Raw genomic sequence first — 19,763 nt, forward strand, 5'->3', positions numbered from 1 at the left:
GCGCACCGGCGTGGCGTCAGGCCACGCCGCGCTCTTGCTGGCTCGCGAAGTAGACGACCTTGCGTGCGCGCATCACCTCGCCCAGCGGGCGGTGCGCCATCAAGGCCTGCCAGGGGTCGAACACCGAGCGTTCGACCTGGGTGGTGAAGGCCTCGCCGGCACTGCCGCTCTCGGGCGGCAACAAGCGCAGCACGCCGACATCCACATACGGCGCCACCGCTTCGGGCCAATCGACCGACGCGTCTTCGATCGGCGTGCGGGCCTCGTCGACAAAGAACTGCAGCTGCAGGCGGTAGTCGAGCGGGCCCTGCGCCAGGCGGCCCAGCAGCTCGTCGCCCCAGTGCTGGGGCTGGCTGGCCGCGGGCTGCAGGCCGGCCGGCGGCAGCAGCCGCACCCGCGCGGCGTAGGGGCCGCAGGCGATCGGCGTGGCACTGAAGAACGGTTCGGTCGCAAAACCGCTGAAGCGGCGGCTGAACAAGCGGCCCAGCCGCGCCAGCGCCGGCAACATGCCGATCGGCCCATAGGTGCGCAGCGCCCAGGGCAGCAAGGCCGCCGGCCCCTTGGCCATCGCCAGCACCAGGCTGACAAACGGCACGCTGTCGGCAAAGGCGAAGGCCGGCAGGTTGATCAGCGCGAAGTCCTGGTGGTCGGTCTGGCCACCCAGCGCCGCCGGACCATCGGCGCCCCAGACGCGCAGCGAAAAACCGCGCACATCGGGCCGGCGGTCGCTTTGCACATCGGGCCCGCCGTTGGACAGGCGCACCCAGGCGTCGTGTTCGCCGACTTGCGCGAACAAGCCCTGGCGCGCCGCTGCCGGCAGGCCCTTCGGCACCGTCAGCGTGGCGCGCAGGGCGAGCAGCGGCTTGCGGTGCAACGCCCGCCCCTGGCCGAAGCGCGCCGACTTGGCGCGCTGCATCGCGACGAATGCCTCGGCGGCCGCGGCGTGGCGCGCAACCTCGTCCTGCGCGATGCGCTCCACCCATTCGGTACTTGCGTCCACCATGCCAAGTCACCCAGCCAAGGAGTTTGCGCGGATCCGGCTCCGCCGGTCCGCTGCAAAAGCCCCCTCGGGGGGCCTTGCCCGGACACAAATGGTCCTGGGGACTGTTTGTGCCTGGCAAGGGGACGGGCCTCTGGCCCGGCGCGCCCTGCAAGGCAGCGACCGGCAGGGAGCGTGGGGGCTCAATGTTGCAGGATCTTCGACAGGAAATCCTTGGCGCGCGGCGAGCGGGCGTCGGGGTTGCCGAAGAATTCTTCCTTCGTGCAGTCCTCGATGATCTTGCCAGCGTCCATGAAGATCACGCGGTGGCTGACCTTGCGTGCAAAGCCCATCTCGTGGGTCACGCACATCATCGTCATGCCCTCCTGTGCCAGTTGCACCATCACGTCCAGCACCTCGCCGACCATCTCGGGGTCGAGCGCCGAGGTGGGCTCGTCGAACAGCATCACGATCGGGTCCATGCTCAACGCCCGGGCGATCGCCACGCGCTGCTGCTGGCCGCCGGACAGCTGGCCGGGGAACTTGTCCTTGTGCGCCATCAGGCCGACCCGGTCGAGCATCTTCAGGCCGCGGGTCTTCGCATCGTCGATGGTGCGGCCGAGCACCTTGATCTGCGCCAGCGTCAGGTTCTCGGTCACGCTCAGGTGCGGGAACAGCTCGAAGTGCTGGAACACCATGCCCACACGGCTGCGCAGCTTGGGCAGGTTGGTCTTCGGGTCGGCGATCGAGACACCGTCGACGACGATGTCGCCCTTCTGGAACGGCTCGAGCGCATTCACGGTCTTGATCAGCGTCGACTTGCCCGAGCCCGACGGGCCGCAGACCACGACCACTTCACCCTTCTTGATGGTGGTCGTGCAGTCGGTCAGCACCTGGAACGCGCCGTACCACTTGCTGACATTCTTGATATCAATCACAACACTCTCCTTGTCGAGACCCGGCCGAGCGACGGGCCGCCCCTGGCCGGCCGGTGCCCCGCAGCCGGGGCTGGCATTTCATCGGATGATCTGAATCTTCTTCTGCAGGCGCCGCACGGTCATCGACAGGCTGAAGCAGATCACGAAGTAGACGACCGCGGCGGTCAGGTAGGTTTCGACCGGGCGGTTGAAGTTCTTGCCCGCGACCTCGAAGCCCTTCAGCAGGTCGTAGGCACCGATCGCGTAGACCAGCGAGGTGTCCTGGAACAGGATGATGGTCTGCGTCAGCAGCACCGGCAGCATGTTGCGGAAGGCCTGCGGCAGCACGATCAGCTGCATGCACTGGCGGTAGGTCATGCCCACCGCATAACCCGCGAACACCTGGCCCCGCGGCACGCTCTGGATGCCGGCCCGCATGATCTCGGAGTAGTAGGCCGCCTCGAACACGGTGAAGGTGATCATGGCCGACAGCTCGGCGCCCATCGGCCGCCCGATGAGCATCGGGATCAGCAGGAAGAACCACAGGATCACCATGACCAGCGGCACCGAGCGCAGCGTGTTGACATAGGCCGCCGCCGGCCAGACGAGCCACGGGCGCCCCGACAGGCGCATCAGCGCCAGCAAGGTGCCGATGATGGTGCCGCCGATCATCGCGATCAGCGTCAGCTGGAGCGAGAAGAAGAAGCCCTTGGCGACGAAGCTGGAGACGACGCCCCAGTCGAGGAAGGCAAAGTCGAGATTCATCTCACTTGCCTCCACCAATGAGGCCAGGCACCTGCATGCGCCCTTCGATCACCTTGGCGATGCGGTTGATCGCGAAGGCCGAGATGAAATACAGGCCCGTGACCGCCAGGTAGATCTCGATGCCGCGCGAGGTTTCTTCCTGCGCCTGCATCGCGAACTGGGTCAGCTCGGCGATCGACACCGCGAACGCCACCGACGAGTTCTTGATGATGTTCATGCTCTCGCTGGTCAGCGGCGGCACGACGATGCGAAACGCCATCGGCAGGATCACGTAGCGGTAGGTCTGCGGCAGCGTCAGGCCCATCGCCAGGCCGGCATAACGCTGGCCTTTGGGCAGGCTCTGGATGCCTGCCTTGACCTGCTCGGCAATGCGCGCCGACGTGAAGAAGCCCAGCCCCATCACGATCAAGATGAAGCTCGGCACGCCCCGCAGCGGCGGGATCAGCGAAGGGATCACGTGGTACCAGACGAAGATCTGCACCAGCAGCGGGATGTTGCGGAACAGTTCGGTCCACGCATTGCCCAGCCACACCAGCGGTTTGCTCGGTGTGGTGCGAAAGATGCCCATCAGCGAGCCGACGACCAGCGCCACGGCCAGCGCGAGCAGCGACACCGACAGCGTCCAGCCCCAGGCCGAAAGCATCCAGTCGAGGTAGGTGATGCTGCCATTGCTGCCAAAGCAGCGCGGCACGACCTCCCCATCAATGGTGTCCTTGCAGAACACCTGCCAATCCCAATTCGCCACGTGTTCGATCCCCCGGCGCACAAAGAAAAGGCGCGGCAACCTTCCGGCGCCGCGCCGTCAGCCTATGCAAACACCGGGCCCGAGGCCACGGTGTTTGCGCTGAGATGGTTTACTTCTTCGCGTAGTCTTCCATCGGCTTGTCGTTCGGGTTCGCCCACGCGGCCTTGGTGGCCTCGGACGCCGGCAGACCGACCTTGGTGTTCGCCGGCGGGATCGGCTGCATGAACCACTTGTCGTAGATCTTGTTGATCTCGCCCGACTTCATCAGGCCGGTCAGCGTGGTGTCGACCACCTTCTTGAAGGCCGGGTCGTCCTTGCGGATCATGATCGCGATCGGCTCGACCGACAGCACTTCGCCGACGATCTTGAAGTCGTTCGGGTTCTTGGACTTCGAGATCAGGCCGGCCAGGATCTGGCCGTCCATCACGAAGGCGTCAGCACGGCCCGACTCGAGCAGCAGGAAGCTGTCGGCGTGGTCCTTGCCGAAGACTTCTTCGAAGTTCACGCCGGTGGCGCGCTCGTTCTTGCGCAGCGTCTGCACCGAGGTCGTGCCGGTGGTGGTGGCGACCTTCTTGCCGTTCAGCTGGCTGATCGACGTGATGCCGGCGTTCGCATGCGTGGCGATGCGCACTTCCTCGACATAGGTCGTGACGGCAAAGGCCACGTCCTTCTGGCGCGTCGCGTTGTTGGTGGTCGAGCCGCACTCGATGTCGACGGTGCCGTTCTGCACCAGCGGGATGCGGTTTTGCGACGTGACCGGCTGGTACTTGATCTCCAGCTTCTTGCCGACTTGCTTTTCGACGTCGGCCAGCACGCGCTGGCACAGCTCGACGTGGTAGCCCACGTACTTGCCGTCACCCAGCGTGAACGACAGCGCACCAGAAGATTCGCGCACGCCCATGGTCACCACACCGGTGTCCTTGATCTTCTTCAGCGTGTCGTTGCTCTGGGCCTGGGCGACGCCCGCAGCTGCGAACGCAGCCAGGACCAGCAGGGTTTTCTTCATGCGAACTCCTTCGAATGGATACAGGGTGCAGGTGTAACGTCAATCACCGCCATCAGGACTACGTGCAAGCCCGTACCGCCCCGGCGCCGCTGTGGAGCAGGAACCGAGCCAACCACAGCGTTGGGCGCGGACTGTAGCGGTGCCTCGCCCACCGGGCCAATGCCGATTGTTGGCCGCCTTATGCACGGCGCGCATGACGGGTGAGGGTTTTCACTATGACGCGGCGCGAGTCATTGTCGCGACTGCAAGAAACCCCACAACTCTTGTGCACCGGCCTTCACATGGCGCGCGACCTCGGGGCGCTCGCGGTAGATGCGCACCTCCATCGTCATCTCGTAGTCGCTGGAGCCGGCCGCCACCAGGCGCCTGGCCTTGAGCTCCTTGCGCACCGAGCTGGCGGGCAGGAACGCCAGGCCGTGGCCTTCGAGCGCCATCGCCTTCAGGCCCTCGGCCATGTCGGTCTCGTAGATCGGGTCGAGCACCGGCGGCGTCGGCGCGTGCTTGATGATCTGCTCGACCAGCCGCCCCATGTAGGCGCCCGATGCGTAGCTCAGGAACGGCACCGGCGCACCCAGGCGCCCCGGCAGCCTGCACAGCGGCTGGCCGTCGGCGCCGGCCTTGGCATAGGGCGCCAAGGTCTCGGTGCCCAGGCTCAGCATCTCGTAGCGGTCGGGCGCCAGTTGCAACGGCTGCGTCGGGTGGTGGTAGGCGATCAGCAGGTCGCAGCTGCCTTCGGTCATGCGCATCACCGCGTCGTGCACGTTCAGCGCGATCAGCCGGCTCTTCAGCGTGGGCAGGCGCTTGCGCAGGTCCATCAGCCAGTGCGGGAAGAACGTGAAGGCCAGCGTGTGCGGCACCGCGAACTCGACCATGTCCTGCCCCGCCACCTGGTGGCCACGCATCATGTTGCGCGTGGCCTGCAGGTTGCCGAGGATCTCCAGCGCCTGGGCGTGAAAGGTCTCGCCGGCGGGCGTCAAACGGGTCGGGTAGGACGAGCGGTCGACCAGGTCGATGCCGGCCCAGGCCTCGAGGGCCTGGATGCGGCGCGAGAACGCCGGCTGGGTCACATGGCGCAAGGTGGCCGAGCGCGAGAAGCTGCGCGTCTCGGCCAGGCTGATGAAGTCCTCAAGCCACTTGGTGTCCATCTGTCTCCCGCCGTTCTTGTGTGGTGTGCTGCAGCTGCCACATGCGAGCATACCGCCCGCCCTGGGCCAACAGCACCGCATGCGAGCCGCGCTCGATGATGCGGCCCGCCTCCATCACAAGGATCTCGTGCGCATCGACCACCGTGGACAAGCGGTGCGCGATCACCAGCGTGGTCTTGCCGCGCGACACGCTCTTCAGCTCGGCCTGAATCGCGCGTTCGTTGGCCGAGTCGAGCGCCGAGGTGGCCTCGTCGAAGATCATCACCGGCGGGTCTTTCAGCAGCGTGCGGGCGATCGCCACGCGCTGCTTCTCGCCGCCCGAGAGCTTCAGCCCGCGCTCGCCCACCACCGTGTCGTAGCCCAGCGGCTGGGCGACGATGAACTCGTGGATGTGCGCCGCCTTGGCCGCGGCTTCGACCTCGGCCCGCGAGGCGCCAGCGCGGCCGTAGGCGATGTTGTATTCGATCGTGTCGTTGAACAGCACGGTGTCCTGCGGCACGATGCCGATCGCACGCCGCAGGCTGTCTTGCGTGACCTCGGCAATGTCTTGCCCGTCGATCGTGATGCGGCCGGCCTGCACGTCGTAGAAGCGATAGATCAGCCGGGCCAGCGTGCTCTTGCCGGCACCGCTGGCGCCGACCACCGCCACCGTCTTGCCGGCCGGCACCTCGAAACTCAATGACTGCAGAATCGGCCGCGCCGGGTCGTAGGCGAAGGCCACGTTCTCGAAGCGCAGCGTGGCGCCTCGCACCTGCAACTCCGGCGCGCCGGGCTTGTCGGCCACTTCGCGCTCACGCTCCAGCAGCGTGAACATCTTGTCCAGGTCGGTCAGGCTCTGCTTGACCTCGCGGTACAGCACGCCGAGAAAATTCATCGGGATGTAGAGCTGGATCAGCAACGCGTTGATCAGCACCAGGTCGCCCAGCGTCAGCTGGCCGCTGACGACACCACTGGTCGCGCGCCACAGCATCGCCAGCAGCGAGCCGGCGATGATCAGCTGCTGGCCGGTGTTCAGCAGCGACAGCGAGGTCTGCGACTTGATCTGCGCGCGGCGGTAGGCGTCGAGCCCGGTGTCGTAGCGCTGGGCCTCGAAGGCCTCGTTGTTGAAGTACTTGACCGTCTCGTAGTTCAGCAGCGAGTCGATTGCGCGGGTGTGGGCGCGCGAATCGAGCTCGTTCATCTTGTGGCGAAACTGCGTGCGCCACTCGGTGATGGTGATCGTGAACAGCACGTAGCACACCAATGCCGCCAGCGTGATCCACACATAGCCGAGGTCGAACTTGGTGGCCAGCAGCACCAGCGCCAGCACCAGCTCGACGATCGTCGGCAGGATCGTGTAGAGCGAATACGAGACCAGCGACTGCAGCGCCCGCGTGCCACGCTCGATGTCGCGTGTCATGCCGCCGGTTTGCCGCTCGAGGTGAAAGCGCAGGCTCAACGCGTGCAGGTGGCGAAAGGTCTCCAGCGCGATCTGGCGCGACGCGCCATGGGTGGCCTTGGCAAACACCAGCTCACGCAACTCGGTGAACACACTGGTCGACAGGCGCAGCGCCGCATAGGCCAGCAGCAGCCCCGCCGGCACGACCAGCAGGCCACGCGCGTCGCCGGGTGGCAGGTTCAGGTGGTCGACCAGGGTCTTGAGCAGCAGCGGCACGCCCAGGTTGGCCACCTTGGCCGAGACCAGGAACACTAGCGCCGCGGCCACACGCCACCGGTAGCGCCAGATGTAGGGCAGCAGGCGCTTGAGCGTCTGGCCATCGGAATGAAGACGCTTGGCAGAGGCCCCCGTGGCAGGGGGGCTTTCGACAGCCAGTGATTGACGACGCATCGTGGAAGAATCGGCTCGGACAACAAATGAAAGTGAGAGGACGGGACACCATGACCGATGCCGACCCCAACGCCGCCGCGCAGGCGGCCACCAAGCCCAGTGTGCCCGAGCCGCTGGCGCAACGCTTGCCCGACGACAAAACGCTGGTGCTGCGCGTGATGCCGATGCCGGCCGATGCCAACGGCAATGGCGACATCTTCGGCGGCTGGATCATGGCCCAGATGGACCTGGCCGGCGCGGTGCTGCCGATGCGCGTCAGCAAAGGCCGCATCGCCACCGTCGCGGTCGACGAATTCGTCTTCAAGCAGCCGGTGTCGGTGGGCGACCTGCTGAGCTTCTACGCCACGGTCACCCGCATCGGCACCACGTCGATCACGGTCCATGTCGAGGTCTACGCCGAGCGCAACCCGCAAGACCTGTACGTGGTCAAGGTGACCGAGGCCAAGCTGACCTATGTCGCGATCGACATGCAGGGCCAGCCGCGCAAGATCCCCAAAGAGAGCTAACCCAACGGCAGGGCCGCGTCGCTGGCGATCTGCTCGGCCAGTGCCTCGGCCCAACGCCGGTAGCCTTGCGGGCCCGGGTGGAAGCCGTCGTCGGCGATCCAGCCGGGCTGCAAGGTGCCGGCGGGTGTGGCCGGCAAGACGGCCAGCCGGCGGTCATGGCGAGTCGGCAGGTGGGCGCCCAATGCCCGGTCCAGCCGCGCCGCTTCGAGGCCCATCACCCAGCGCAAGGGCTGCGGCAGCAGCGGAAAGCGGCCCATCGGCGGCAGCGCGGTGTGCCAGCTCAGGCGCACGCCGGCGCGTTGTGCCGCGCAGGCATGCAGCGCGTCGAGCGTGGCCAGCCAGGGCCCGGCGGGCGACATCGCGACCGCATCGTTGACGCCCAGCACGGCCAGCATCACGTCGGCCGGCGCCAATGCCGGCGCCGTCTGCAGCGCAGCCAGCGCGTCGGCGGCGCGGTGGCCGGTGGTCGCGATCAGCTGCCAGGCCACCGGGCCGTCCAGCCGCTTGGCCAAGGCCCGCGCCAGCGGCTCGGCCAGGGCCTGGTGCTGATGCGCCACGCCGACACCGGCCGCCGACGAATCGCCGACCACCAGCAGGCGCAGACACGGCTCGCCGGTGCCGTGGCCGGCCACGCCTTCACGCGGCCCGCTGGCCTCGGGCAGGCACAGCGCACGGCGCCGCACCTGCCGCCCCTGCCAGAGCAGCAAGGGCGCCAGCGCCAACTTGGCCGGCAGGCTCATCGAGGCATCACGCGAACTTGGAGAAGTCCGGCTGACGCTTCTGGAAGAAGGCCTGGAAGGCCTCCATCGCCTCGGGGCTGCGCAGGCGCTGGCCGAACAGCTCGGCCTCGGTGGCGATCGTCTTCAGCACCTGCTCGCGTTGCGGGCCGCGCATCAGGCGCTTGCTGTCGCGCACGGCGCCGGGCGGCAGCGCATTGAAGCGCTCGGCCACGCGGCGCGCGTGGGCCACCACCTCGGCCGCCGGCAGCACCGCATTGGCGAGGCCGCACTCGACCGCCTGCTCGCCGGTGAACGGATCGCCCAACAGCAGCTTCTCGGCCGCGCGGCGATGGCCCATCAGCTCGGGCACCAGCAGGCTGGAAGCGAACTCGGGCACCAGGCCCAGGCCGACGAAGGGCATGGCCAAGCGCGACTCGTCGCTGACATAGACGAAGTCGCAGTGCAGCAGCAGCGTGGTGCCGATGCCGATGGCCGCACCAGTGACCGCGACGACGACCGGCTTGTCGCTGCCGACCAGCGCCTGCATGAAGCGGAAGACCGGCGAGTCGGCACTTTGCGGCGGCCGCTGCATGAAGTCTTCGATGTCGTTGCCCGAGGTGAAGATGCCGGGCTGGCCGGTGATCAACAGCGCGCGCACGGCGCCGTCGTCCTGCGCGGCGTTGATGGCATCGGCCATCGCCTGGTACATCGCCTGCGTCAGTGCGTTCTTCTTCTCGGGGCGGGCGATTTCTATCGTCGCCACGCCGTTCAGCGTGGCCGTCTTGATCGACATGGCGTCTCCTTCAAAGGGCAGCGGCCATGAAGATGGCCGCGGGGGTGCTGCCGATTCTGACAGCGCCACCCGCGGCCGCGGTGGTGTGGGCCTGGAGAGTGCTCTCCAAAGCCCGCTCGGGTCAACCCGAGGCGATTCAGCGTTTGCCGGTGGGGGCCACGGGCGGGGGGTTACCCGTGCCGGCGATCGGGCTGGCGTAGCGCGTCAGCAGCTCGAAGGCATCGGCACCCTTGCGGCGCCACACGTCGACGATGAACAGGTCTCGGTCTTTCAACTTGAGCCTGAAGCTGGCGATGGCCAGCTCGCCGCGGTCGTGCACCGCCAGCTCGGTCACCAGGGCCTGGCCCGGTGCCTTCAATTCGTTGGCCGCCATCCAGTCGTCGCGCGGTACGGGCACCGCCGGTGAGGCGGCATTGCGCTGCTCGAAGTCGGCCGCGACCAGGCGATCCAGGTTGCCCTTGTCGCCCGCGCGCACCGCATCGATCAGGTCGTACTCGTGATCGTTGAAGATCTTCACGAAGCGGGTCATCGTCACGACCCGCTGTCGCGGCGGCGGCTGGTCGCCGGCCGGCTCGGCGGCCGAGACGGCCGCCGAGCTCAACAGCAAAGCGCTGGCGGTGGCCAGCACCAAGCGGTCAAGTCCCATCATCAGGGATAAGACATCGCGCACTTGCCGCCGTTCGCATTGACCCAGTTTTGCTGGATCAGGAACTTACGGGGGCCCCACTGCACGTTGTACTTCGAGCCGTTCGGCGCGGTTTGCTGCGTGCCGAAGGTCCAGGCGCACTTGTCGGCGTTTTCCATGCCGGTCGAGGTCTGCCACCAGGCGTTCAGGTCCGGATCGCTCGCGGCTTCTTCCATCTCGTGCATGATCACGCTGGCCATGCCGTCGACACCCGGGTTGTCGTTCGGGCTGCTGGCCGATTGCGCGGCGCAAGAGCCGATGCAACGGGCAGCGTCGCCGACGAACGAGTACTTGATGTCGGTCGACAGCACGCTGGTGTGGGTGTGCCAGCCGCAGTACTGGGTGCAGAAGCCCGAGGTCGCGTTCACGTCCTTGGTCGTCAGCACGAAGTAGATGCCGTTCTTGTCGGCCGGGAACTTGCCGGCGGTGATGGCGTCAGCCACCAGCTGGCGGATCTGGGCGTCCGAGAGGGCCGAGCCGAGCGACTTGTTGACGTCGTCGATCTGGGTCTTCAGGTTGACCTTGTTCTTGACGTTCTTCGCAGGAGCGTTGTTCTGGTAGTAGGTCGTGTTGATGTTGTAGTAAGGCGTGCCGGTGATGTTCTTGATCATGTCGGTCACGATCGCCTTGCCGGTCGGGCTTTGGGTCGCCCAGTTGCCGTACCACAGGATGTAGATGTTCTGGCCACCCTTGGCCTTCATCACCGGACCACCGTGGTAGTCGATGCCGTTGGCCAGGTTGGATTCAACCTGCGGCACGAACTGACCGGCCTTGGCGGGAACGCCGTAGCCCTTGCCCGTGGGAACCATTTGCACGCCTTGAGCCGCTTCCGAGGCCGAAGAGGCCTGGTCGCGCGTGGCGGCGGCTTGCGCGGTGGCACCGGCGCCCATCATGAGGGCGATGGCGAGCCACAGGGTCGAGGGACGTGATTGCATTTGCAGTCTCCTGAAGAACACTAGAGCCGGCGCTGGCGAATCGCTTGGCGCCGAACGAACCTGGCCTCGACAAGCGGCGCCGGGGTACCGACGATGCCTTGAGGCCAGAGCCCTGATGCTAGGAAGACCGCTTGCATCGGTCAAAGGCAGGACCCCCCTTAGGTAAGGGGGGACGGCCTCAACCAATGATCAATTTCTATCCACAGGCTGGGTTCGCACTGAGGGCGGAAGAATCCGAAGTGGCCTAAGCGCTTCATGCCCACGTCCGACGGGGCGATGCGCTTCATCGATTTCGGTGCGTTGGCGTAGAAGCCGTGCAGCGACTCGATGTTGCGCTGAGACATGAATTCGTCGTCGGTGAAACTGAGCGACAGGATGGGCGTGCGCAGCTCGGCATAGCGTTGCTGCAGCGTCGGGCCGCCCTCACCCATCATGTACTGCGGCGACAGGCACCAGCGCCGCCACTGCGCCATCACGCCGTGCGGCAGGTCGCCCACCTTCTTCAGCCGGCGCCCCGGGAAGTAGCCCGCCAGCGGCAGTGTTACCGGCACCAGCACGTACCACATCCACCAGACCATGCGCTTGAGCTTGGGCGCGTTCTCGCGCCAGTAGCCACTGCCCGAAGCCACGGTGACCGCGCGGTCGACCAGGTGCCGGTTGGGCAGCAGGCCGAAGATCTGGCCACCCAGGCTGTGGCCGACCCAGTGCAGCGGCCGCTCGGGCGAGACCTGGGTGCGCAGCCAGTGCAGCGCGCCGGCGGCGTCCTTCTCGGCCCAGGTGTGGATGTCGGCCTCGAAGCCGCGCAGCGAGCGGGCATGCGCCTGCGGGCGAGACGCGGCGATGCCGCGGTAGTCGAAGCTCAGCACCACATGGCCCAGGCCGGCCAGCCAGCGCGCGAACTCGGTGTAGTAGCTCTGCGGCACGCCCATCGCCGGCGCGATCAGCACCGCGGCCCGCGCCGTCTCGGGGTTGCCATACAAGGTACCAGCCAGCTCGAAGCCGTCGGTGGCGGGGAAACGAATGTGCATGAGGCCCCCACGCCCCCTTCCGGGGGCTGCCCCCGAGGGGGCTCGCGCAGCGGACCGGCAAAGCCGGCTCCGCGCACGCCACTTGATGGGCGGCGGCGCTGCGCGCGCCTGGCGCGAGGGGCAACCCCGGCTGGGCTTGCGCAGCGGGCCGGCAGGGCCGGCTCCGCGCGCACCTTCGGATGGGGGCGGCTCCTACGGAGCGCCCCGTGGCATCAGACGGCTTCGAAGATGCCGGCAGCCCCCTGGCCCGTGCCCACGCACATCGTGACCATGCCGTACTTCAGCTTGCGGCGGCGCAGTGCATGCACCACCGTCGCGGCGCGGATGGCACCGGTCGCGCCCAGCGGGTGGCCCAACGCGATCGCGCCGCCCATCGGGTTGACCACGTCCGGGTTCAGGCCGACGGTGCGGATGACCGCCAGCGCCTGCGCGGCGAAGGCTTCGTTCAGCTCGATCCAGCCCATGTCGGCCAGGCTCAGGCCGGCGCTCTTCAGCGCGGCGGGGATGGCCTCGATCGGGCCGATGCCCATGATCTCGGGCGGCACGCCCTTGCTGGCGAAGCTGACGAAGCGCGCCAGCGGCTTCAGGTCGTACTGCTTGACCGCCTTCTCACTGGCCAGGATCAGCGCGCCGGCGCCGTCGCTGGTCTGCGAGCTGTTGCCGGCGGTGACGCTGCCCTTGGCGGCGAACACCGGCTTGAGCTTGCCCAGGCCCTCGAGCGAGGTGTCCTTGCGCGGGCCTTCGTCCAGGCTCACGGTGCGGGTCGACAGGTTGATCTCGCCAGTGTCCAGGTTCGGGAAACGCTCGATCACGTCGAACGGGCAGATCTCGTCGCCGAACTCGCCGGCGGCCTGGGCGGCCAAAGCCTTCTGGTGCGAGGCCAGCGCGAACGCGTCCTGGTCTTCGCGGCTGACCTTCCACTGCTGGGCGACCTTCTCGGCGGTCAGGCCCATGCCGTAGGCGATGCCGACGTTCTCGTCCTTCAGGAACACGTTCGGGTTGAACGAGGGCTTGACCCCGGTCATCGGGATCATGCTCATGCTCTCGGCACCACCAGCCAGCATCACGTCGGCTTCACCGACGCGGATGCGGTCGGCCGCCATCTGGATCGCCGACAGGCCCGACGCGCAGAAGCGGTTGACGGTGATGCCGCCGACCGACGTCGGCAGCCCTGCCAGCAGCATCGCGATGCGGGCCATGTTGGCGCCCTGCTCGCCTTCGGGCATCGCGCAGCCGATGATGCCGTCTTCGATGGCCTTCGGGTCCAGCGACGGCACCTGCGCCAGCGCGGCCTGCACGGCGCGCACCAGCAGGTCGTCCGAGCGGGTGTTCTTGAAGTAGCCGCGGCCGGACTTGCCGATCGGGGTGCGGCTGGCGGCGACGATGTAGGCGTCTTGCACTTGCTTGGTCATGGTTCGTCGCTCCAATCAGTTGCGCACCGGCTTGCCCGTTTGGAGCATGCCCATGATGCGTTCTTGCGTCTTCGGGTGGTCGAGCAGGCTGCAGAAGTGCTTGCGCTCGAGCGTCATCAGGTATTCCTCGGTCACCACGGTGCCGGCCTCGACCTCGCCGCCGCACACCACGTCGGCGATCAGGCTCGCGATGTGGAAGTCGTGCTGGCTGATGAAGTTGCCGTCACGCATGCCCACCAGGCTCGCCTTGATGGTGGCGATGCCCATGCGGCCGGCGACCGGGATCTGCGCCTTGGCCGGTGCACGGTAGCCGGCATCGGCCATCGCCTTGGCCTGGCTGATCGCCACATACAGCAGCTCGTCCTTGTTCGGCACGATCACGTCGCTGTCGAGCAGGTAGCCCAGCTTGCGCGACTCGATCGCGCTGGTGCCCACCTTGGCCATCGCCGCGGCCTCGAAGCCGCCCTTCAGGAAGTTCAGCAGATCGGACCCCGGGCCGCTCTGCGCGTTCTCGGCCGCGCGGCGGGCGACATAGGTCAGGCCACCGCCACCCGGCAGCAGGCCGACACCCACCTCGACCAGGCCGACGTAGGTTTCCATCGCGGCCACGCGCTTGGCGCAGGCCACCGCGATCTCGCAGCCGCCGCCCAGCGCGATGCCGCGCATCGCGGCAACCACCGGCACGCTGGCGTAGCGCACGCGCAGCAGCGCGTCCTGCAGCTTCTTGACCTCGGGGTTGATGCCCTTGCTGCCGCTCTTCATGAACACCGGCATCAGCGCTTCGAGGTTGGCGCCGGCCGAGAACACATCGTCGGGCGACCAGATCACCAGGCCCTGGTAGCGGCTTTCAGCCAACTCGACGGCCTTCAGCAGGCCTTCGGTCACCGCCGGGCTGATCAGGTGCAGCTTGCAGGTGATGGTGGCGATGACGACTTCGTTGTCGAGCGTCCAGACGCGGATGTCGTCGTTGCGGAACAGCTCGGTGCCGGCCTTCAGCGGGTCGGTCGCGCCGGCGCCCACCAGGCTCTCGGGGAAGTGCTGGCGGCTGTAGACCGGCAGGTTCGAGCGCGGGATGTAGCGGTTCTGCGAAGCCGACCACGAGCCTTCGGGCGTGTGCACACCGGTGCGACCATCGAAGACCCAGGCGGGCAGCGGTGCCTTGCACAGCGCCTTGCCGGCGTCGATGTCTTCCTTGACCCAGGTGGCCACTTGCTGCCAGCCGGCCTCTTGCCAGATCTCGAACGGGCCCTGCTTGGTGCCGAAGCCCCAGCGCATCGCGAAGTCGATCTCACGCGCCGAGTCGGCGATGTCGGCCAGGTGCACGGCCACATAGTGGAACGAGTCGCGCATGATCGCCCACAGGAACTGCGCCTGCGGGTTGGTCGATTCACGCAGCAGCTTCAGGCGCTCGGCCGCGGGCTTCTTCAGGATGCGCTCGACGATCGGGTCGGCCTTGCCGCCGGCCGGCACGTAGTCGGCCTTGGCGGGGTCCAGGCGCAGGATGTCCTTGCCCACCTTCTTGTAGAAGCCGGCACCGGCCTTCTGCCCCAACGCGCCCTGTTCGATCAGCTTGGCCAGCACCGGCGGCGTGGCGTAGCTGGGGTAGAACGGATCGTCTTTCAGGTTGTCTTGCAGCGTCTTGATGACGTGCGCCATCGTGTCCAGGCCGACCACGTCCGCGGTGCGGAAGGTGCCCGAGCTGGCGCGGCCGAGCTTCTTGCCGGTCAGGTCGTCGACCACGTCATAGGACAGCCCGAACTTCTCGGCCTCGTGGATGGTGGCCAGCATGCCGGCGATGCCCACGCGGTTGGCGACGAAGTTCGGCGTGTCCTTCGCACGCACCACGCCTTTGCCCACGGTGGTGGTGACAAAGGACTCCAGCTGGTCCAGGTAGCCAGCTTCGGTGGTGGGCGTCGGAATCAGTTCCACCAGGTACATGTACCGCGGCGGGTTGAAGAAGTGGATGCCGCAGAAACGCGGCTTGATCGATTCGGGCAGCGCCTCGGCCAGCTTGGTGATCGACAGGCCCGAGGTGTTCGAGGCGACGATCGCGTGCGGGGCGATGAACGGCGCGACCTTCTGGTACAGGTCCAGCTTCCAGTCCATGCGCTCGGCGATCGCCTCGATGATCAGGTCGCAGTCCTTCAGCAGCTCCAGGTGCTCTTCGTAGTTCGCGGGCTGGATGCGCGCCGCGTCTTCGGGCACGCCCAGCGGGGCGGGCTTGAGCTTCTTCAGGTTGTCGATGGCCTTGAGCGCAATGCCGCTCTTGGGGCCTTCTTTGGCGGGCAGGTCGAACAGCACGACCGGCACCTTCACGTTGACCAGATGGGCGGCGATCTGCGCGCCCATCACGCCGGCGCCCAACACGGCAACCTTGCGAACCTGGAATCGACTCATCTTGTGTTCTCCTTCAGGCGTCATTCGACGCGGATCCATGTTTGCGAACGGCCGAACATCGGTACACCGATGAAGCCACGCACTTCGAGGGCCTTGCCGTCCTGGGCCGGCTTCAGTCGCACTTTGTAGACCTTGCCGTTGGCGGGGTCGAGGATGTCCCCACCGTCCCACAAGGCCGTGTTGTCGGCGTCTTGCTTGACGCCGCGGATGATGGTCAGGCCGACCACCGGCTGGTTCTTGCGCTCGTCGCTGCACTTGTCGCAGACCACGTCGGACTTTTCGTTGGGATCGAGCAGCTTCTCGATCTTGCCGACCAGCACGCCGCCGGCCTCGATGATGCGCACCAGCGACTTCTCCTTCTTCGAGGCGTCGTCGATGGTCTTCCACAGGCCGACCGGCGAGGTGGTGTCGGCCCAGGCCAGCGGGCCGGCTGCCAACAAGGCGGCGGCCAGCAGGGCGCGGGTGATGGTATGTTTTTGCATGTCTTGTCTCCTCCGGGCGTGACGGTTCAGAACAGCGCTTCGTCCATCGCCATCAGCGGCTGCAGGCCAGCGCGGCAGCTGCGGATCAGGCCGGCCGTCTCGGGCAGCAGCTTGGCGAAGTAGAAGCGCGCGGTGACCAGCTTGGCGGTGTAGAACGGGTCGGTCTTGCCGGCCTTCTGCGCGTCCAGCGCCACCTTGGCCATGCGGGCGAAGAAGTAGGCGAAGGTCATGTGGCCGACGACGCGCAGGTAGTCCACCGCGGCGGCGCCCACTTCGTCGGGGTTGCCGAAGGCCTTCATGCCGATCTCGGTGGTCAGCTTGGTGACCTTGTCGCCGATGTCGCCCAGCGGGTTGATGAACTCCTGCATGTCTTCGCGGATGCCTTCTTCCTCGACGAACGCGGCGATCTTCTTGCCGAAGGCCTTCAGCTTCTTGCCGTTGTCCGACAGGATCTTGCGGCCCAGCAGATCGAGCGACTGCACGGTGTTCGTGCCTTCGTAGATCATGTTGATGCGGGCATCGCGCACGTACTGCTCCATGCCCGACTCGTGGATGTAGCCGTGGCCGCCGAAGACCTGCATGCAATGCGAGGTGGCCAGCCAGCCGTTGTCGGTGATGAAGGCCTTGATGATCGGCGTCAGCAGCGCGACTTCGTCGTCGGCTTGCTTGCGCACGTCTTCGTCTTCGTCGTGCAGCGCCTTGTCGAGCTGCACCACGGTGTGGATCGCCAGCGCACGGCCACCTTCGGCGAAGGCGCGCGCGGTCAGCAGCATCTTGCGCACGTCCGGGTGCACGATGATCGGGTCGGCCGGTTGGTCCGGCGCCTTGGGGCCCGACAGCGAGCGCATCTGGATGCGGTCTTTCGCGTAGGCCACCGCATTCTGGTAGGCCACTTCGGTCAGGCCCAGCGACTGGTTGCCCACGCCCAGGCGGGCGGCGTTCATCATCACGAACATCGCCATCAGGCCCTTGTTCGGCTCGCCGACCAGCGTGCCGATCGCGTCTTCCAGGATCAGCTGGCAGGTCGAGTTGCCGTGGATGCCCATCTTGTGCTCGATGGCGTTGCAGTGGATGCCGTTGCGCTCGCCCACCGAACCATCGGCATTGACCTTGTACTTCGGCACGATGAACAGCGAGATGCCCTTCGAGCCTTGCGGCGCATCGGGCAGTCGGGCCAGCACCAGGTGGATGATGTTCTCCACCATGTCGTGCTCACCGGCGGAGATGAAGATCTTCTGGCCGCTGATCTTGTAGGTGCCGTCGCCCAGCGGCTCGGCCTTGCTGCGCAGCATGCCGAGGTCGGTGCCGCAGTGCGGCTCGGTCAGGCACATCGTGCCGGTCCACTCGCCGCTGGTCAGCTTGGGCAGGTAGGTCTTCTTCTGCTCTTCGGTGCCGTGGGCCTGCAGCGCCTCATAGGCGCCATGGCTCAGGCCGGGGTACATCGTCCAGGCCTGGTTGGCGCTGTTGAGCATCTCGTAGAAGCACTGGTTCACCGTGTGCGGCAGGCCCTGGCCGCCGAAGGCCGGGTCGCAGCTCAGTGCCGGCCAGCCGCCCTCGACGTACTTCGCATAGGCCTCCTTGTAGCCCTTGGGCGTCTTGACCGCGTGCGTCGTCTTGTCGTGCGTGCAGCCTTCGGCGTCACCGCTCAGATTCAGCGGGAACAGCACTTCCGATGCGAACTTGCCGCCTTCTTCCAGCACCGCGTTGATGGTGTCGGCGTCCACGTCCGCATAGGCCGGAATGCCCTTGAACTCGTTGACCACATCGATCACTTCGTGCAGCACGAACTGCATGTCGCGCAGGGGCGGGTTGTACTGGGCCATGGTGACTCCTTGAGACGGGGGAAATGGACGAGTTATCGGCTGGCTTTTGAAACCCGGGCCGTGGGGGAATGCAAGGACGGCAGCGACACGCGGTCGACGGCGCCCGGCATGGCGTAGTGGGAAACCGTGCGGGCGAAGCCGACGCGCGCACGCTCGACGGCGCCCGGGCTGCGCAGGAAACGCGCATCGTGGTGCAGCGCCAGGATCAGGCCGTGCACTTCGAACAGCATCTGGCCCGGGTCGGTGTCGGGCTGCAGATCGCCCACCTCGACCGCCAGCTCGATCGCGCGGCCCATCGCACGGTGCCAGGCCAGCACCATGTCGGCCAGCGCATCGCGCACCGGGCCCGGCCGGTCGTCGAACTCGACCGCGCCGCTGATGTAGATGCAGCCCGAATCGATTTCAACCGCGACCCGCTTGACCCAGTTCTCGAACAGGGCCACCAGGCGCGGCAGGCCACGCTCTTCGCGGATCGCGGGGAAGAAGACTTCTTCTTCGAATTTGGCGTGATACTCGCGGATCACGGAGATCTGCAGCTCCTCGCGTGAGCCGAAGTGGGCGAACACGCCCGACTTGCTCATGCCGGTCACCTCGGCCAGCGCGCCGATCGACAGGCCTTCGAGGCCCATGTTCGACGCCAGCGCCAGCGCCGCCTCCAGGATGTTGGCGCGCGTGGCCTGGCCTTTTTGCAGCGAGCGGGCAGTGCTGCCGGTGCGGCGGGGTTCGAGAGGCAGTGACGACACGGCGAAGACCTGGTGGGTGGCCCGTGGGCCGGGATCAGGCAAGAAACGAACGATCGTTCTATTTTGCAGAAATCGCTGGGTCGTGCGCGTCTGTCGACGAGACTTTTTCTAGGGTTGCTGGCCTAGATGCTGCAGCAAATGCGGCACAGGCGAGGGTTTACCCGTGAAAACGCCGGGCCCGATGCCGTGCCAAACGCAGCGCGCCCACAAAGCCACGGGTTGAGACTTGTCACGCAAGCGAGCTATGCTGTGCGCTGAACCCACCACGGGTGAAGCGAAGGTGCGCCCTCATGGAGGTCTTGCAGCTCGATGTGTCCGGCCGACCGCAGGCATGGATGACGGTCCGCGAAGCGGCCGTGCTCTATGCCAGCGACAGCATTGCCTGGACATTGGGCGACACCTGCCACGTGCTGCGCGGTGGTGTGCAGCGCACGACCGGCGTGCAGTCGCGGATCGAGGTGCACCCGATCATCGCGGTGCGCGGCGCGGTGCCCTCGCGGGCCTGGCGCCAGTCGCCGGCGCTGACCAACCCGAAGCTGTTCGTCCGCGACCGCGGCATGTGTGCCTACTGCGGCCACCGCTTCGCGTTCGACGACCTGACGCGCGAGCACATCGTGCCGGTGTCGCGCGGCGGGCAGGACAGCTGGATGAACTGCATCACCGCCTGCCGCGGCTGCAACGGCCACAAGGGCAACCGCCTGCCCGAAGAAGCGCGGATGAGCCTGATGTACCTGCCCTACGTGCCCAGCCTGCACGAGGACATGATCTTGCGCGGGCGCCGCATCCTGGCCGACCAGATGGACTTTCTGCTGGCCAGCGTGCCGCGCAACAGCCGGCTCCATGATTGAGCAGGGC

General features: G+C 66.8%; 19 protein-coding genes. 2 read left to right on the plus strand and 17 right to left on the minus strand.

Translation table 11 applies throughout. The annotated features are described in order from the left end of the window. Nucleotides 1-16: 16 nt before the first annotated feature. From ACE3SG_RS24815 to ACE3SG_RS24845, 7 genes are all read right to left on the minus strand, one after another. Nucleotides 17-1,003 (minus strand): catalase, encoded by a 987-nt coding sequence (locus tag ACE3SG_RS24815; protein WP_374568919.1) that lies wholly within the window; start codon nt 1,001-1,003, stop codon nt 17-19. A gap of 179 nt (nt 1,004-1,182) precedes the next feature. Beyond that, nucleotides 1,183-1,917, minus strand: coding sequence for an amino acid ABC transporter ATP-binding protein (locus ACE3SG_RS24820; RefSeq protein ID WP_374568920.1), 735 nt, complete (start codon nt 1,915-1,917; stop codon nt 1,183-1,185). A 78-nt stretch (nt 1,918-1,995) separates the two neighbouring features. Further along, nucleotides 1,996-2,661: an amino acid ABC transporter permease gene (locus ACE3SG_RS24825; RefSeq protein ID WP_374568921.1), complete on the minus strand. Its 666-nt coding sequence runs from the start codon at nt 2,659-2,661 to the stop codon at nt 1,996-1,998. A gap of 1 nt (nt 2,662) precedes the next feature. After that, nucleotides 2,663-3,406: an amino acid ABC transporter permease gene (locus ACE3SG_RS24830; protein WP_374568922.1), complete on the minus strand. Its 744-nt coding sequence runs from the start codon at nt 3,404-3,406 to the stop codon at nt 2,663-2,665. Between the two features lie 109 nt (nt 3,407-3,515). Beyond that, nucleotides 3,516-4,412 carry an amino acid ABC transporter substrate-binding protein gene (locus ACE3SG_RS24835; protein ID WP_374568923.1) on the minus strand — a complete coding sequence of 299 codons (897 nt, stop codon included), beginning with the start codon at nt 4,410-4,412 and terminating at the stop codon, nt 3,516-3,518. 230 nt (nt 4,413-4,642) lie between these two features. After that, nucleotides 4,643-5,557 (minus strand): LysR substrate-binding domain-containing protein, encoded by a 915-nt coding sequence (locus ACE3SG_RS24840; RefSeq protein WP_374568924.1) that lies wholly within the window; start codon nt 5,555-5,557, stop codon nt 4,643-4,645. Continuing rightward, a complete protein-coding gene (locus tag ACE3SG_RS24845; RefSeq protein ID WP_374568925.1) occupies nt 5,538-7,385 on the minus strand; it encodes an ABC transporter ATP-binding protein/permease in 1,848 nt (615 codons plus the stop codon). Before ACE3SG_RS24845 ends, ACE3SG_RS24840 begins: the two co-directional genes overlap by 20 nt. Nucleotides 7,386-7,435: 50 nt before the next feature. Between ACE3SG_RS24845 and ACE3SG_RS24850 the strand changes: the two genes are divergently transcribed. After that, complete coding sequence (locus tag ACE3SG_RS24850; RefSeq protein ID WP_374568926.1) at nt 7,436-7,891, plus strand: acyl-CoA thioesterase; 456 nt, start codon at nt 7,436-7,438, stop codon at nt 7,889-7,891. Here the strand turns inward: ACE3SG_RS24850 and ACE3SG_RS24855 are convergent. From ACE3SG_RS24855 to ACE3SG_RS24900, 10 genes are all read right to left on the minus strand, one after another. Next, on the minus strand, nt 7,888-8,631 hold the full coding sequence (locus ACE3SG_RS24855; protein ID WP_374568927.1) for an SGNH/GDSL hydrolase family protein: 744 nt from the start codon (nt 8,629-8,631) through the stop codon (nt 7,888-7,890). The genes ACE3SG_RS24850 and ACE3SG_RS24855 overlap by 4 nt on opposite strands. A gap of 7 nt (nt 8,632-8,638) precedes the next feature. Beyond that, complete coding sequence (locus ACE3SG_RS24860; protein WP_374568928.1) at nt 8,639-9,403, minus strand: enoyl-CoA hydratase; 765 nt, start codon at nt 9,401-9,403, stop codon at nt 8,639-8,641. A gap of 136 nt (nt 9,404-9,539) precedes the next feature. Continuing rightward, nucleotides 9,540-10,049 (minus strand): hypothetical protein, encoded by a 510-nt coding sequence (locus ACE3SG_RS24865; RefSeq protein ID WP_374568929.1) that lies wholly within the window; start codon nt 10,047-10,049, stop codon nt 9,540-9,542. Between the two features lie 2 nt (nt 10,050-10,051). Further along, nucleotides 10,052-11,023, minus strand: coding sequence for a hypothetical protein (locus ACE3SG_RS24870; protein WP_374568930.1), 972 nt, complete (start codon nt 11,021-11,023; stop codon nt 10,052-10,054). A gap of 158 nt (nt 11,024-11,181) precedes the next feature. Continuing rightward, on the minus strand, nt 11,182-12,051 hold the full coding sequence (locus ACE3SG_RS24875) for an alpha/beta fold hydrolase (RefSeq protein WP_374568931.1): 870 nt from the start codon (nt 12,049-12,051) through the stop codon (nt 11,182-11,184). Between the two features lie 212 nt (nt 12,052-12,263). Then, nucleotides 12,264-13,463 carry an acetyl-CoA C-acyltransferase gene (locus ACE3SG_RS24880; RefSeq protein ID WP_374568932.1) on the minus strand — a complete coding sequence of 400 codons (1,200 nt, stop codon included), beginning with the start codon at nt 13,461-13,463 and terminating at the stop codon, nt 12,264-12,266. Nucleotides 13,464-13,478: 15 nt separating this feature from the next. Continuing rightward, on the minus strand, nt 13,479-15,860 hold the full coding sequence (locus ACE3SG_RS24885) for a 3-hydroxyacyl-CoA dehydrogenase/enoyl-CoA hydratase family protein (RefSeq protein ID WP_374568933.1): 2,382 nt from the start codon (nt 15,858-15,860) through the stop codon (nt 13,479-13,481). Between the two features lie 20 nt (nt 15,861-15,880). Next, complete coding sequence (locus ACE3SG_RS24890) at nt 15,881-16,342, minus strand: DUF2147 domain-containing protein (RefSeq protein ID WP_374568934.1); 462 nt, start codon at nt 16,340-16,342, stop codon at nt 15,881-15,883. A 26-nt stretch (nt 16,343-16,368) separates the two neighbouring features. Next, on the minus strand, nt 16,369-18,165 hold the full coding sequence (locus ACE3SG_RS24895; RefSeq protein WP_374568935.1) for an acyl-CoA dehydrogenase C-terminal domain-containing protein: 1,797 nt from the start codon (nt 18,163-18,165) through the stop codon (nt 16,369-16,371). Nucleotides 18,166-18,197: 32 nt separating this feature from the next. Beyond that, nucleotides 18,198-18,908, minus strand: a complete 711-nt coding sequence (locus ACE3SG_RS24900; RefSeq protein ID WP_374568936.1) for a TetR/AcrR family transcriptional regulator — start codon at nt 18,906-18,908, stop codon at nt 18,198-18,200. 290 nt (nt 18,909-19,198) lie between these two features. Here ACE3SG_RS24900 and ACE3SG_RS24905 point away from each other — a divergent pair, with 290 nt between their 5' ends. Then, nucleotides 19,199-19,756 (plus strand): HNH endonuclease, encoded by a 558-nt coding sequence (locus ACE3SG_RS24905; RefSeq protein ID WP_374568937.1) that lies wholly within the window; start codon nt 19,199-19,201, stop codon nt 19,754-19,756. Nucleotides 19,757-19,763 lie beyond the last annotated feature (7 nt).

Source organism: Ideonella sp., from assembly GCF_041914305.1.
Classification (GTDB): domain Bacteria; phylum Pseudomonadota; class Gammaproteobacteria; order Burkholderiales; family Burkholderiaceae_C; genus Ideonella.

Coding starts and splice junctions, on each gene's coding strand:
- ACE3SG_RS24815 (WP_374568919.1), bottom strand. CDS start 1,003: ATGGTGGACGCAAGTACCGAATGGGTGGAGCGCATCGCGCAGGACGAG.
- ACE3SG_RS24825 (WP_374568921.1), bottom strand. CDS start 2,661: ATGAATCTCGACTTTGCCTTCCTCGACTGGGGCGTCGTCTCCAGCTTC.
- ACE3SG_RS24835 (WP_374568923.1), bottom strand. CDS start 4,412: ATGAAGAAAACCCTGCTGGTCCTGGCTGCGTTCGCAGCTGCGGGCGTC.
- ACE3SG_RS24840 (WP_374568924.1), bottom strand. CDS start 5,557: ATGGACACCAAGTGGCTTGAGGACTTCATCAGCCTGGCCGAGACGCGC.
- ACE3SG_RS24845 (WP_374568925.1), bottom strand. CDS start 7,385: ATGCGTCGTCAATCACTGGCTGTCGAAAGCCCCCCTGCCACGGGGGCC.
- ACE3SG_RS24850 (WP_374568926.1), top strand. CDS start 7,436: ATGACCGATGCCGACCCCAACGCCGCCGCGCAGGCGGCCACCAAGCCC.
- ACE3SG_RS24855 (WP_374568927.1), bottom strand. CDS start 8,631: ATGAGCCTGCCGGCCAAGTTGGCGCTGGCGCCCTTGCTGCTCTGGCAG.
- ACE3SG_RS24860 (WP_374568928.1), bottom strand. CDS start 9,403: ATGTCGATCAAGACGGCCACGCTGAACGGCGTGGCGACGATAGAAATC.
- ACE3SG_RS24865 (WP_374568929.1), bottom strand. CDS start 10,049: ATGGGACTTGACCGCTTGGTGCTGGCCACCGCCAGCGCTTTGCTGTTG.
- ACE3SG_RS24870 (WP_374568930.1), bottom strand. CDS start 11,023: ATGCAATCACGTCCCTCGACCCTGTGGCTCGCCATCGCCCTCATGATG.
- ACE3SG_RS24875 (WP_374568931.1), bottom strand. CDS start 12,051: ATGCACATTCGTTTCCCCGCCACCGACGGCTTCGAGCTGGCTGGTACC.
- ACE3SG_RS24880 (WP_374568932.1), bottom strand. CDS start 13,463: ATGACCAAGCAAGTGCAAGACGCCTACATCGTCGCCGCCAGCCGCACC.
- ACE3SG_RS24885 (WP_374568933.1), bottom strand. CDS start 15,860: ATGAGTCGATTCCAGGTTCGCAAGGTTGCCGTGTTGGGCGCCGGCGTG.
- ACE3SG_RS24890 (WP_374568934.1), bottom strand. CDS start 16,342: ATGCAAAAACATACCATCACCCGCGCCCTGCTGGCCGCCGCCTTGTTG.
- ACE3SG_RS24895 (WP_374568935.1), bottom strand. CDS start 18,165: ATGGCCCAGTACAACCCGCCCCTGCGCGACATGCAGTTCGTGCTGCAC.
- ACE3SG_RS24905 (WP_374568937.1), top strand. CDS start 19,199: ATGGAGGTCTTGCAGCTCGATGTGTCCGGCCGACCGCAGGCATGGATG.